This is a genomic window from Deferrisoma palaeochoriense, assembly GCF_054656955.1.
The window spans coordinates 43,066-55,988 of sequence record NZ_BAAHXI010000020.1; the positions used below are offsets into that span (position 1 = coordinate 43,066).

Genomic DNA, 12,923 nt, shown 5'->3' on the forward strand with positions numbered 1-12,923 from the left:
CGACCCCGGGCGCCCACGCTACCCGAGGCCCCACACCCCGTCAAGGGAATCCCACGAACGGCCGGACATTGAGCACTCATTCATTCCTTCTCTTTCTTCTCCTCGGCGAAGATATCGGAGAAGTCCAGGTCCAGCAGGCCGTCGTCCTCCTCCGGGACGTCCGCCACCGGCGTCCCCGTGTTCGCCTCTTCGACCGCCTCGTAACTGGTGCGTTCCACCACGTCTTCGAAGGATTCCTCAAAGTCCATGTCCGACAGGAACTCCTCGGGCCCGTCTTCCCCACCCCCGAGGTCGACCGCGTGGATCTCTTCGTCCGCGGTGACGAAGGCCTCCGACGGCACGGGTTCCTCGAAGGCCGCCTCCTGGGGTACTGCGATCCGGTCCTCCGGCCGCACGACGATCAACCCCAGGAGGGTCCGCACGTCCCGCAGGTCCGTGCCGCACCGCTTGCACTCGTCGAGGTGGTCAAAACTGGTGTAGCCGCACTTGGGGCATTTCATGATCGACCTCCGGATTCAGGGCCTCGGCTCGTCACCGTATCACCGGGGTTCTCCCCCCACAAGACCGCGGCGCCCGCGGCCGCGCCCAAAACGCTTCTCTAGCCGGCACAACTCCCGGGCTTCCTAGCCGTTCAGATCCCCCCACCAGAACTGGGCCAGGGCCGCGCCCACCACCGCGGCGGTTTCGGCCCGGAGGATCCGGGGACCCAGCCCGGCCGGCCGAAACCCCGCCTGCCGCAGCAGACCCAGCTCGTGTTCGGTCCACCCCCCCTCGGGCCCCGATGCCAGAATCGCCCGCCGGACGTCCTGCGGCGGGGCGAACCGTTCGAGGCTCCTCTCGGCCCACACCACCCGCGCCTCGTCGGGGCCCGGCGCCCCCAGGACCCCGAGTGCATCCGCGATCGGGACCGGCGGGAACACCTCCGGAAGCGCCCCCCGTTCACACTGCTTCGCGGCGGCCTCCACGATCCGCCTCCACCGCTCGAGGCGCCGGGCCTCCTGGCCCGGCGGCACGCGCACCACCGTGCGCTCGGTGTACACCGGCCGAAACGCGCTCACCCCGAGCTCGGTGCCCTTCTCCAGGACCCGGTCCCACCGCTCCCCCTTGGGCAGGGCCACCACCAGCTCCAGGCGCACCGGGGATTCGTTGGCGGCCTGGGGGGTAAGCCCCGCCACCACCACCTCGGGGCCCGTGCGTTCGACCACCCCGGCCCAGCGCCGGCCGGCGCCGTCGAAGAGGAGCACGGTCTCGCCCGCCCCCAGCCGCAACACCCGGGTGAGGTGGTGCGCCTCGGCCCCCCGGAGGATCGCCCGTCCCCCCCGTTCGTCCACGTCCGCAGGCTGTACCCGGAACTGGGGCACCGGCATCTCCTTTCGGCCCGAGCCGCCTCGGGCTTGAACCGGCAGAACCGACCCGGTAGGGTTCCACAACCTCGCGGCCGCCGGTAGGGTCCGCTCGGAACCGCAGGGGTCGCCCCGGGGGGTTCCCGGGATGGTCCCGCCGGGGCTATTGCTCCGGCGGCTAAATAGGCACGGCCCGGGGCATGGGGCCTGCTGGAGCGCCGGGCGTGGCTCCTACCGTGGCCGGATGCTGCACTCACGCACGGCCGGAAGTAGGCCCCATGCCCTGGCGACTCCCTTGCGCGCCTCTATTGGCGCCGGGCTAATAACACTCTCAACTGCACGGCGGCCCAGCATAGATCCTCAGGCGCACCCGTGATCAAGTGGACCGATTACCTGTTCGTCAACGCCGCCACGCTCCTGTGGGCCGGCAACGTCGTGCTCGGCCGGGCCCTCCGGGACGCGGTGGGCCCCTGGACCCTCGCCGCGATCCGGGGCGCGATCGCCTCGGTGCTCTTCGGGTTGCTCCTGTGGCGGACCCGGGCGGGCCCCAAAGGAGCCACCCGGAGGGACTGGGGGCTCATCGCGGCAATGGCCCTGACCGGGGTGGTGGGGTTCCAGGTGCTCCTCTACGCGGGGCTCCGGTCCACCACCGCCGTGAACGCCGGGCTCGTGAACGCGGCGGGGCCGCTGGTGACCGTGTTTCTCGCCCGGCTACTCCTCGGCACCCCGCTTGCCCGGCAGCACGTGATCGGCGGGCTGGTGAGCCTTGTCGGGGTCGCCATCATCCTTTCCCGGGGGTCCTGGGAAATCCTGACGTCCCTGCGGTTCAACCCGGGCGACCTCTTCGTTCTCGGGGCCGTCGTGTGCTGGGCCCTGTACTCCATCGCCGGGCGCAGGCTCCTCGAACGCCACCCCACGGTGTGGGTCACCGCCACGTCCACGGTGCTCGGCGCCCTTGTGCTCCTCGGCCCGGCCGCCTGGGAGTGGGACGCCCTGCCGCCCCGCTGGTCGCCCGGGGTCGTGGCCGCCCTCCTCTACATCGGCGCCGGCCCCTCGTTCGTGGCCTTCCTGGCCTGGAACGAAGGGGTACGGCGGCTCGGCCCCTCGGGGGCCATGGCATTCTACAACACCCTGCCCCTCTACGCCGGGTTCGTGGCGGCCCTGGCCCTGGGGGAGCTCCCGGGCCCGGCCCAGTGGGTGGGTGGGGTGCTCGTGGTGGGCGGATGCCTCCTGGCCGCCGGGTTTCCGCGCCTTGACACCCCGCCCCGGCCCACCTACCGTTAGCGCTTTGCGGCGGCATCGGAAGATCGCCCCCCACGCCCCTCGCGGCGTGGAGGCTCCGGCGAATCGCCGCCCGATTCCGTCATCCCCGGCGTGGAGAGGGGTTTCGGCGTTTTCGCCGTTTCGCCTCCCCCGCCTTCCAGCGCTTCAACGGCTGCCATGCGCGTCATCGAACACAACCAACTGGCCCCCGGCACCCTGGGGGGTTCGGTCGTCACCATCGGGAACTTCGACGGGGTCCACCTGGGGCACCGGGAGCTCATCGGCCGGGTCGTGGCCCGGGCGGGCGAGCTCGGGGTCGCGTCGGTGGTGTACACGTTCCACCCCCACCCCCTGCGGGTTCTGAACCCGGCGTACTGCCCCCCCCTGCTCACCTCGTTCGAGGACCGGGTGGCGCGGATCGAGGAACTGGGGGTGGACGTGCTCGTGTGGGCCCGGTTCGACCGGGAGTACGCGGCGCAGGACCCCACGGACTTCGTGCGCCGCACCCTCGTGGACGCCCTCGGCGCGAGGGAGATCTGGGTGGGGCCGGATTTCGGGTTCGGCCGGGAGCGCAGGGGATCCATCGCCCTGCTCGAGGAGGAGGGCCGCCGGGCCGGATTCCGGGTGCGCGTGCTCCCCCAGTTCCTCCTCGACGGGGAGGTGGTGAGCTCCACCCGGATCCGAAGGGCGGTCCAATCGGCGGACTTCGAAACGGCCGCCCGGCTTCTCGGCCGGCCCTACACCCTCCACGGCCCCGTGATCCACGGCGCTGCCCGGGGCCGGCGGCTCGGGTTTCCCACGGCGAACGTGCTGCCGCGGGAGGAGTGTCTCCCGCCAGCCGGCGTGTACGCGGCGTGGGCCGAAACCCCGTCGGGCACCTACGGCGCGGCGGTGAACATCGGCCCCAACCCGACCTTCGGCGCCTCGGCCAGCGGGGTCGAGGCCTATCTCCTGGATTTCTCAGGGGATCTCTATGGCGCCGAACTCCGGATCCAGCCCGTGGCACGGATCCGGGGCGAGATCGCCTTCCGCTCCGTGGACGACCTCGTCGCCCACATCCGCTCCGACGTCACGGAGGTGCGTCGCCTGCTGGGAACGCCCAAGGAAGCGGCCCGCGCCGCCCCATGATCCCCCGCCCCACCCCCCGCACCCGCCTGTACGGCCTCCTCGGCCACCCCGTGGCCCACAGCCTGTCCCCGGCCATGCACAACGCGGCGTTTGCGGCGCTGGGCCTGGACGCCGTGTACCTGGCCTTCGACGTCGCCCCCGAGGGCCTTGAGGCGGCGCTCGCCGGCTGCCTCGCCCTCGGGGTCGCGGGCCTGAACGTCACCGTGCCCCACAAGGAAGCGGCACTTCGCCTCGCCGCCGAAGCCGACCCCACGGCCCGCCTGGTGGGGGCCGCCAACACCCTGGTGGCGGCGGAGGGGGGCTGGCGCGCCTTCAACACCGACGTGGCCGGGTTCGCCCGGGCCCTGGCGGAGGACCTGGGGTATGACCCCCAGGGGCGGCGGGCCTGGATCTGGGGCGCCGGAGGGGCCGCAAAGGCGGCCGTGGTGGCCCTGGCGTCGGGGGGCGCTCAAGAAATCTTCGTGATGAACCGAAACGCTATCCGTGCCGAGGGCCTCGCCCGCGCCCTGGCGCCCCGGATCTCCCCTTGTCGCCTGGAAGCCGTGGAAATCACGGCGTTCGCGCCCGGGCCGGGGGACCTCTTGGTGGGGGCGACCCCGGCGGGCCTCGACGACGGCGCCCGGTGGCCGTGGGATCTCGGGAGCCTCCCGGAGCTCGCCGTGTACGACATGGCCTACCGGAGGGGCCTGGAGACGGCTTTGGTGGACCAGGCCCGCGTCGCCGGGCACCGGGCCGCCTCCGGCCGGTCGATGCTGCTCTACCAGGGCGCCGAGGCGCTCCGACTCTGGACCGGCCGGGAAGCCCCGGTGGCGGTGATGGCCCGGGCCATGGGGGAGTGACGGGCGCGGAGCCTCGGCCCCGGAGGACCCCTGCGCCGAGGCAGACGCGCCGGGGCCTTCCACCTGTGAGGGTGCGGCCACCCCGCGCAGGGGCCAAACGTCGCGGCCGCCTAGCCGCCTAGCTGATAGCCACAGGACGATCTCATGTCCAAACGACTCGGCGAACTGCTGATCCGGGAAAACGTCCTCACCCCGGCCGACCTCGAAAAGGCCAAGGAGGACCAGCGCAAGAACGGGGGCCGCCTGAGCGAGGCGCTGGTGCGGCTCGGCCTGGTGGACGAGAAGGACCTCGTCCGGACCCTCTCGAAGCAGTACGGGGTGCCCACGGTGGACCTCGCCAACTTCGAGGTGGATCCCGAGGTCACGAAGCTCGTGCCCGAGGATCTGGTCCAGAAGTACCGGATCATCCCCATCAACCGGGTCGGCTCCACCCTGATCGTGGCCGTGGACGACCCCTCCAACATGTTCGCCCTCGACGACATCAAGTTCCTCACGGGCTACAACGTGGAGATGGTGCTGGCGGCGCCGTCGGCCATCAAGGAGGCGATCGACCGGTACTACGACTCGTCGGCCACGCTGCTGGACGTGATGGGCAACTTCGACCTGGACGAACTGGAACTCGTCCAGGACGAAGAGGACGTGGACGTGGCCGATCTCGAGCGCGCCGTCGAGGACGCCCCCGTCGTCAAGCTCGTAAACCTGATCCTCTCCGACGCCATCAAGAAGAACGCGAGCGACATCCACATCGAGCCCTACGAGAAGAGCTTCCGGGTCCGCTACCGCATCGACGGCGTGCTCTACGAGCAGATGCGGCCGCCGATGAAGCTCAAAAACGCCATCACGAGCCGCGTCAAGATCATGGCCAGCCTGGACATCGCCGAGCGGCGGCTCCCCCAGGACGGCCGGATCAAGCTCAAGATCTCCAAAGACAAGGACATGGACTTCCGGGTGTCGGTGCTGCCGACGCTCTTCGGGGAGAAGATCGTCCTGCGGCTCCTCGACAAGTCGAACCTCCAGCTCGACATGACGAAGCTGGGGTTCGAGGAGAAGGCCCTCAAGGACTTCAAGGAGGCGATCCACAAGCCCTACGGCATGGTGCTCGTGACCGGGCCCACGGGCTCGGGGAAGACCACCACCCTGTATTCGGCCCTCTCCGAGCTCAACACCCCCGAGACCAACATCTCCACGGCCGAGGACCCGGTGGAGTTCAACCTGCCCGGCATCAACCAGGTGCAGATCCACGAGGAGATCGGGCTCAATTTCGCGGCCGCTCTGCGAAGCTTCCTGCGGCAGGACCCCGACATCATCATGGTGGGCGAGATCCGGGACTTCGAGACGGCCGAGATCGCGATCAAGGCCGCCCTCACCGGCCACCTGGTGCTCTCCACCCTGCACACCAACGACGCCCCGAGCACGATCAACCGGCTCCTGAACATGGGGGTGGAGCCGTTCCTGGTGGCCTCGGCCACGAACCTCATCGTGGCCCAGCGGCTCGCCCGCCGGATCTGCCCCAACTGCAAGGAGGAGGTCGAGGTGCCGGCCCAGGCGCTCCTGGACATCGGGGTGCCCGAGGACCGGATCGGCACCTTCACCTGCTACCGGGGCACGGGCTGCGCCAACTGCGCCGACACGGGATTCAAGGGCCGGGTGGCCCTCTACGAGGTCATGGTCATCACCGACGAGATCAAGGAGCTCATCCTGAACGGGGCGAGCTCCATGGAGCTCAAGGCCGAGGCCGTGCGCCAGGGCATGAAGACCCTGCGGATGAGCGGGATCACCAAACTCATGGAGGGCGTGACCACCCTGGAAGAGGTGGTCCGGGTGACCGTGAAGGACTGAGCAGGGACCAGAGGACAGAAGACAGAGGTCTTTTGGCATCCGTCCTCTGAACTCTGACCCCTGGTACGGCGGCCGTCTTACCCGTTGCCACAGGCGATGACGCCGGGATCCCGCGTGCTCTTGGCTGCCTAGCCGCCTAGCTGCCGAGCAGCCCGGCCGCCCAGCCGAACCCACACGGAAGAGGGAAGCCATGATCAGCCTGCACCAACTCCTCAAGACCATGATCGAGCGGGGCGCGTCCGACCTGCACATCACCACCGGCTCGCCGCCCCAGCTCAGGATCGACGGCCGGATGGTGCCCCTGGACCTTCCCCCGCTCACCCCGGCCGACGCGAAGCGGCTGTGTTACTCGGTCCTGACCGAGGCCCAGAAGCACCGGTTCGAGGAGGAGAACGAGCTCGACCTCTCGTTCGGGGTGAAGGACCTCTCCCGGTTCCGGGCCAACATCTTCATGCAGCGCGGCTCGGTGGCCGGGGCGTTCCGGGCCATCCCGTTCAAGGTGTTCAGCTTCGAGGAACTGGGCCTGCCGCCCGTGGTCCACGAGATCGCGTCCAAACCCCGGGGGCTCGTGCTCGTCACCGGGCCCACCGGGTCCGGGAAATCGACGACCCTCGCGGCGATCATCGACAAGATCAACACCGAGCGCCACGAGCACATCGTGACCATCGAGGACCCGATCGAGTACCTCCACCCCCACAAGAACTGCGTGGTGAACCAGCGGGAGGTGAACTCCGACACCGACAGCTTCCGCAAGGCCCTGAAGTACATCCTGCGCCAGGACCCCGACGTGGTGATGATCGGCGAGATGCGCGACCTGGAAACCATCGAGGCGGCGCTGACCGTCGCCGAGACCGGGCACCTGTGCTTCGCCACGCTGCACACGAACACCGCCGTGCAGACCATCAACCGGATCGTGGACGTGTTCCCGCCCCACCAGCAGCCCCAGGTACGCGCCCAACTCTCGTTCGTGCTCGAGGGCATCCTGAGCCAGCAACTCATCCCCCGGGCGAGCGGCCGGGGCCGGGCCCTGGCGGTGGAGATCATGGTGCCCAACGCCGCCATCCGGAACCTGATCCGGGAGGACAAGGTCCACCAGATCTACTCCCAGATGCAGATGGGGCAGGAGAAGTACGGCCAGCAGACCATGAACCAGTCGCTCTACCACCTGGTCACGAAGAAGATCATCCGGCTCGAGGACGCCATGATCCGAAGCCCCGACCCGGCCGAACTGCGCCAGATGTTGGCCAAGGGCACCCCCGACGTGGTGGACGCCCGCCGGGCGGCCCGGCCGGCCATGTCCGGGGCCAGGGCGTGAGGACAAGGGCGGCGCGACATCCCGAGGGTTGACCGAACGAGGTCTAAAGCGAGGTTCCCATGCCGGTGTACAAGTGGGAAGGAAGGGCCCGGGGCGGCAAGATCCAGAAGGGCACGATGGAGGCGCCGAGCGAAGCCGTGGTGACGGCCCAGCTCCGGGCCCAGGGCATCACGCCCACCAAGGTCAAGAAGAGCCTGGGCCAGGCCGAGATCAAGATCCCCGGGCTCAAGCCCAAGGTGAAGACCAAGGACATCGTGGTGTTCACCCGGCAGTTCGCCACCATGATCGACGCCGGGCTCCCCCTGGTGCAGTGCCTCGAGATCCTGGGCAGCCAGCAGGAGAACCCCACGTTCAAGGAGGTGATCCTCAAGGTCAAGGAGGACGTGGAGAGCGGGGCCACCTTCGCCGACGCCCTCTCGAAGCACCCCAAGGTGTTCGACCGGCTCTACGTGAACCTGGTGAACGCCGGCGAGGTGGGCGGCATCCTGGACACCATCCTGAACCGCCTGGCCGGGTACATCGAAAAGGCCATGAACCTCCGGAAGAAGGTCAAGGGGGCCATGGTGTACCCCTCCACCGTGGTGGCCGTGGCGGTGCTCGTGGTGGCGATCATCCTGATCTGGGTGATCCCGGTGTTCCAGCAGATGTTCGCCGGGGTGGGCAAGAACCTCCCGGGGCCCACGCTCTTCGTGATCGCCCTCTCGGAGTTCACCAAGAAGTACTTCCTGTTCATCCTGATCTGCCTCTTTGTGCTGGCGTTCGCCTTCAAGCGGATCTACCGCGCCGAGAAGGGGCGCATGTTCTTCGACCGGCTGTTCCTGCGGCTTCCCGTGTTCGGCGACCTCATCCGGAAGGTGGCCGTGGCCAAGTTCACCCGAACCCTGGGCACGCTCGTGAGCTCCGGCGTGCCGATCCTCGAGGGCCTCGACGTGGTGGCCAAAACCGCGGGGAACGCCGTGATCGAACAGGCGATCATGAAAACCCGGGAGTCCATCAGCGAGGGCCGCACCATCGCCGAGCCCCTCAAGGAGACCAAGGTGTTCCCGCCCATGGTGGTCCAGATGATCGCGGTGGGCGAGGCCACCGGCGCCCTGGACCAGATGCTCACCAAGATCGCCGACTTCTACGACACCGAGGTGGACGAGGCCGTGGGCGCGCTTACCAGCCTGATCGAGCCGCTCCTCATGGTGTTCCTGGGCGGCACCATCGGCGGGCTCGTGGTGGCCATGTACCTGCCGGTGTTCCAGATGGCGGGCGCGGTGAGCGGGGGCTAGGCCGGTGCGCCGGAGGAATCCGGCGTGGAGGGGAACGCCCGATGGAGGCGGGCCATGAGGGCCCCCAGCCCCGGCCGGTACCAGGGCTACCTGGCCGGCCGGTTCGCCGTGCTGGGGGTGCTCCTGGCGGTGGCCGCGGCGTTCCAGGCCCGCCGGGGGGGGTCCCCGGTGCCGTTTTCGTGGTTCTTCGGAATCACGGGCCTCTCGTTCGGGATCACGCTCCTGTCCCTGGCGCCCCTGCGGCTCCGAAAGAGCCTGGCGCTTTGGGCTCGGATCCAGCCGGCCTGGGACGTGGCCTACGCCACGGCCCTCGTGTTTCTCTCGGGGGGTGCGTTTTCGCCCTTCGTCACCCTGTACCCCCTGGTCATCGTGGGTGCGGCGCTCCTCCTGCAGCGCCGGGGGGCCCTCGTGGCGGCCACGGCCTCCAGCCTGGCCTACGGCCTCCTCGTGGACCTCCAGTACTACGGGTGGCTCCGGCCCCTGAACCCGTTTCCGCTGCCCGAGGTCGACGGGGAGAAACTCCTCTTCCAGCTCGCCCTGAGCATCGTTGGGTTCTTCGCCGTGGCGCTCTTGGCCGGGTACCTGGCCGAGGAGCTTCGCCGCACGGGCAAGCGGCTCGAGGAGGCCGAGGCCGAGGTGCTGGACCTCGAGCACCTCAAGGACCTGATCCTCGAGGGGCTGGGCTCGGGGCTCGTGGCCCTCGACCGGGCGGGCCGGGTGCGGTTCCACAACCGGGCGGCCCAAGACCTCCTGGGCCGGGCGGGGGTGCCCCTGGCCCCCGGAGCCGATCTGACCCCCGTGTTCGACCTGGCCGGCGGAAGCCGAAACGAGGTCACCCTCGAAGGGGGGCTCGTGCTCGGGTACTCGGTGTCGCCCCTGACCGACCGCGACGACCGACCGATCGGGCACCTGGTGATCTTCCAGGACCTCACGCGCGTGAAGCGGATGGAGGAGGACCTGCGCCGGGCCGACCGGCTGGCCGCCGTGGGCCGGCTCGCGGCCGGCCTCGCCCACGAGATCCGAAACCCCCTGGGGAGCCTGGCCGGGTCGGTGGAGGTGCTGCGCCAGTCGCTGCGGCCGGAAGGCGACGACGCGGCGCTCTTCGAGATCGTCCTCCGGGAGACGGGCCGGCTGAACCGCCTGGTGGCCAACTTCCTCCTCTACGCCCGGCCGGGACGGGCCGAGCCGAGGAGCGTCGCCTTCCGGGACCTGGTGGGGGAGGTGGGGTTCTTCTTCGCCCAGGGCGAGGGGAACGAGGCCTTTCGCCTGGAGAACCGGGTCCCCGAGGGGTTCCGGATCGAGGCCGACCCGGCCCAGTGGGAGCAGGTGCTCCTCAACCTCTTCCGCAACGCGGTGGAGGCCGCGCCCCGGGGCGTCACGGTGACCGTGGAGGCCGGGGAGGAGGCCGGAACGCCGTGGATCCGGGTGGCCGACGACGGACCGGGCATGCCGCCCGATGTGGCGGCCCGGGCGTTCGAGCCCTTCCAGTCGGGGAAGCCCGGCGGCACGGGCCTGGGGCTTGCCACGGTGCACCGGATCGCCGAGAACCATGGCGCCACGGTGGAACTCGACACCGCCCCGGGCCGGGGAACGAGGTTCACGTTTCGCTTCGGAACGGCCCACGGTCACCGGTCGCCGGTCTCGACCGACCGGGCGAAGCCTGACGACCGGCGATCGTCGTCGCTACGGGATCCAAGACCATGACCGACCCCAAGGACACCGCGCGCATCCTGGTGGTGGACGACGAACCCTCCATGCGGGAGTTCCTCGCCATCCTCCTTCGGCGCGAGGGCCACGCCGTGGAGGTGCGGGCCGACCTGGCCGGGGCACGGGACGCCCTGGCCGGCGGCGGGTTCGACCTCGTCATCACCGACCTCAAGCTCCCGGACGGAAGCGGGCTCGACGTGCTTGGTGCGGCCCGGGAGCGGGACCCCGACGCCCAGGTGGTGGTCATCACGGCCTTCGGCACGGCCGAGAGCGCCGTCGAGGCCATGAAGCGGGGCGCCTACGACTACCTGACCAAGCCCTTCAAGGCTGACGAGATCCGGCTCACCGTGGCCAAGGCCCTGGAGCGCACCGCCCTGGCCCGGGAGAACCGGGAACTGCGCCGCCGGCTCGAGGCCGTGGAGGCGGGGGGCGAGATCCTCGGCCGAAGCCCCCGGATGCAGGAGGTGTTCCGGCTCCTGGAGCGGGTGGCCCCCACCGGGGTGACCGTGCTCATCCACGGCGAGAGCGGCACGGGGAAGGAACTCGTGGCCCGGCGGCTCCACGCCCTCTCGGGCCGGGCCGGACCGTTTGTGGCCGTGAACTGCGCCGCCATCCCCGAGGGGCTGATCGAAAGCGAGCTCTTCGGCCATGTAAAAGGCTCGTTCACCGGCGCCGTGGCCGACAAGCCGGGTCTGTTCGAGGAGGCGGCCGGCGGCACCCTGTTCCTCGATGAGGTGGGGGAGCTGCCCCTCCACCTCCAGCCCAAGCTCCTGCGGGCCCTCCAGGAGGGCAAGATCAAGCGGGTGGGGGGGAACCGGGAGATCCCGGTGGACGTGCGGATCGTCTCGGCCACCAACCGGGACCTGGCCGATGCGGTGCGCCACGGGCGGTTCCGGGAGGACCTCTACTACCGCCTGAACGTGGTGGCCCTTGAGATCCCTCCGCTGCGGGAGCGGCGAGACGACATCCCGCTCCTGGCGCTCCATTTTCTCCAGAAGTACGCCCGGGCCTTCGGCCGGCCGCTCAAGGGGTTCACCCGCGAGGCCCTGGACCGGCTCGAGGCGTACCCGTTCCCGGGAAACGTGCGGGAACTCGAGAACCTGGTGGAGCGGGCCGCCGCGCTGGAAACCGGGGAATACGTGGGGGTGGAGAGCCTGCCGCCGGCGCTCGGCGCGCCCCGAACGGGAGAAGCAGACGGCCTGCCGCCCCTTCCGTCGGAGGGGTTCGACCTGGAGGGGTTCCTGGCCGACGTGGAGCGCCGGTACCTGGAGGAGGCCCTGCGCCGCACCAACGGGAACAAGACCGAGGCGGCCAAGCTCCTGGGGATCACCTTCCGGTCGCTGCGGTACCGGCTGGAACGGCTGGGAATGAGGTAGGCTCGGAGGCTGGGAGGCTGGGAAGCTAGGAGGATGGAAAGCTGGAAAGCTGGGAGGCTAGAAGGCTGGGAGGCCAGGAGGCAACACCCGTAGTTCAAGCGCCGTCCTACCGTCCTACCGTCCTACCGTCCCAACGTCCTAACGTCCCCGCGTCCCAACCGCCGCAGGCCATGGGCCCCCCTCTCCCCCCAGCGCGAGCGAGAGGGCCGGAGCGAACCGGTGCCACTTTTCCCCCTCCCCCTGTCCCCCTCCCACCGGGGGAGGGGGAACCGCCTTCTCGCCGGCAGACCCCCGCCGTCTGACTCCCTTTCCCCCAACCGGGGAAAGAGCCGGGGGGCACCGGTGCTACTGCCCCCTCCCCCTGCCCCTTCCCACCGGGGGAGGGGGAACCGCGTTCTGACCGGCAGGCCCGCCGCCCTCTGGCTCCCTCTCCCCCCAGCCAGCGAGAGGGCCGGAGGACACCGATACCACTCTCCCCTCCCCCTGTCCCTCTCCCACCAGGGGAGGGGAAATCGCCTCTCATCGGCAGGCCCGCCCGCCCTCTGGCTCCCTCTCCCCCCACCGGGGGGAGAGGGCCGGGGGACACCGGTGCCACTACCCCTCCCCGTGTCCCCTTCCCACCAGGGGAGGGGGAACCGCCTTCTCACCGGCAGGCCCCACGCCCTCTGGCTCCCTCTCCCCCAGCAGGGGGGAGACGGCCGGAGGAGACCGATACCACTCTCCCCTCCCCCTGTCCCTCTCCCACCAGGGGAGGGGGAATCGCCTCTCATCGGCAGGCCCGCCCGCCCTCTGTCTCCCTCTCCCCCCACCGGGGGGAGAGGGCCGGGGTGAGGGGGGAA

At 70.1% G+C, this 12,923-nt stretch carries 10 protein-coding genes; 8 read left to right on the forward strand and 2 right to left on the reverse strand.

From position 1 onward, the window contains the following. Nucleotides 1-80: 80 nt before the first annotated feature. Nucleotides 81-500, reverse strand: a complete 420-nt coding sequence (locus ACYQ8L_RS07585) for a hypothetical protein (RefSeq protein ID WP_459941183.1) — start codon at nucleotides 498-500, stop codon at nucleotides 81-83. A 123-nt stretch (nucleotides 501-623) separates the two neighbouring features. Continuing rightward, nucleotides 624-1,361: an RsmE family RNA methyltransferase gene (locus ACYQ8L_RS07590; protein WP_459941184.1), complete on the reverse strand. Its 738-nt coding sequence runs from the start codon at nucleotides 1,359-1,361 to the stop codon at nucleotides 624-626. A gap of 354 nt (nucleotides 1,362-1,715) precedes the next feature. Between ACYQ8L_RS07590 and ACYQ8L_RS07595 the strand changes: the two genes are divergently transcribed. The 8 genes from ACYQ8L_RS07595 to ACYQ8L_RS07630 all read left to right on the forward strand — a co-directional run bounded on the left by ACYQ8L_RS07595 (nucleotide 1,716) and on the right by ACYQ8L_RS07630 (nucleotide 12,084). Beyond that, nucleotides 1,716-2,627 carry a DMT family transporter gene (locus ACYQ8L_RS07595; RefSeq protein ID WP_459941185.1) on the forward strand — a complete coding sequence of 304 codons (912 nt, stop codon included), beginning with the start codon at nucleotides 1,716-1,718 and terminating at the stop codon, nucleotides 2,625-2,627. Nucleotides 2,628-2,783: 156 nt separating this feature from the next. Beyond that, nucleotides 2,784-3,734 (forward strand): bifunctional riboflavin kinase/FAD synthetase, encoded by a 951-nt coding sequence (locus tag ACYQ8L_RS07600; protein WP_459941186.1) that lies wholly within the window; start codon nucleotides 2,784-2,786, stop codon nucleotides 3,732-3,734. After that, the gene (aroE, locus tag ACYQ8L_RS07605; RefSeq protein WP_459941187.1) at nucleotides 3,731-4,573 is read left to right on the forward strand and encodes a shikimate dehydrogenase; all 843 of its coding nucleotides are present in this window, start codon (nucleotides 3,731-3,733) and stop codon (nucleotides 4,571-4,573) included. The genes ACYQ8L_RS07600 and aroE overlap by 4 nt, the downstream gene beginning before the upstream one ends. 144 nt (nucleotides 4,574-4,717) lie before the next feature. After that, entirely contained in the window at nucleotides 4,718-6,412 is a 1,695-nt protein-coding gene (pilB, locus tag ACYQ8L_RS07610; protein WP_459941188.1) for a type IV-A pilus assembly ATPase PilB, read from the forward strand. A 190-nt stretch (nucleotides 6,413-6,602) separates the two neighbouring features. Continuing rightward, entirely contained in the window at nucleotides 6,603-7,727 is a 1,125-nt protein-coding gene (locus ACYQ8L_RS07615; protein WP_459941189.1) for a type IV pilus twitching motility protein PilT, read from the forward strand. A 59-nt stretch (nucleotides 7,728-7,786) separates the two neighbouring features. Continuing rightward, nucleotides 7,787-9,001: a type II secretion system F family protein gene (locus ACYQ8L_RS07620; protein ID WP_459941190.1), complete on the forward strand. Its 1,215-nt coding sequence runs from the start codon at nucleotides 7,787-7,789 to the stop codon at nucleotides 8,999-9,001. A 54-nt stretch (nucleotides 9,002-9,055) separates the two neighbouring features. Next, entirely contained in the window at nucleotides 9,056-10,705 is a 1,650-nt protein-coding gene (locus tag ACYQ8L_RS07625; RefSeq protein WP_459941191.1) for a sensor histidine kinase, read from the forward strand. Next, nucleotides 10,702-12,084 carry a sigma-54-dependent transcriptional regulator gene (locus ACYQ8L_RS07630; RefSeq protein ID WP_459941192.1) on the forward strand — a complete coding sequence of 461 codons (1,383 nt, stop codon included), beginning with the start codon at nucleotides 10,702-10,704 and terminating at the stop codon, nucleotides 12,082-12,084. Before ACYQ8L_RS07625 ends, ACYQ8L_RS07630 begins: the two co-directional genes overlap by 4 nt. Nucleotides 12,085-12,923: the final 839 nt, after the last annotated feature.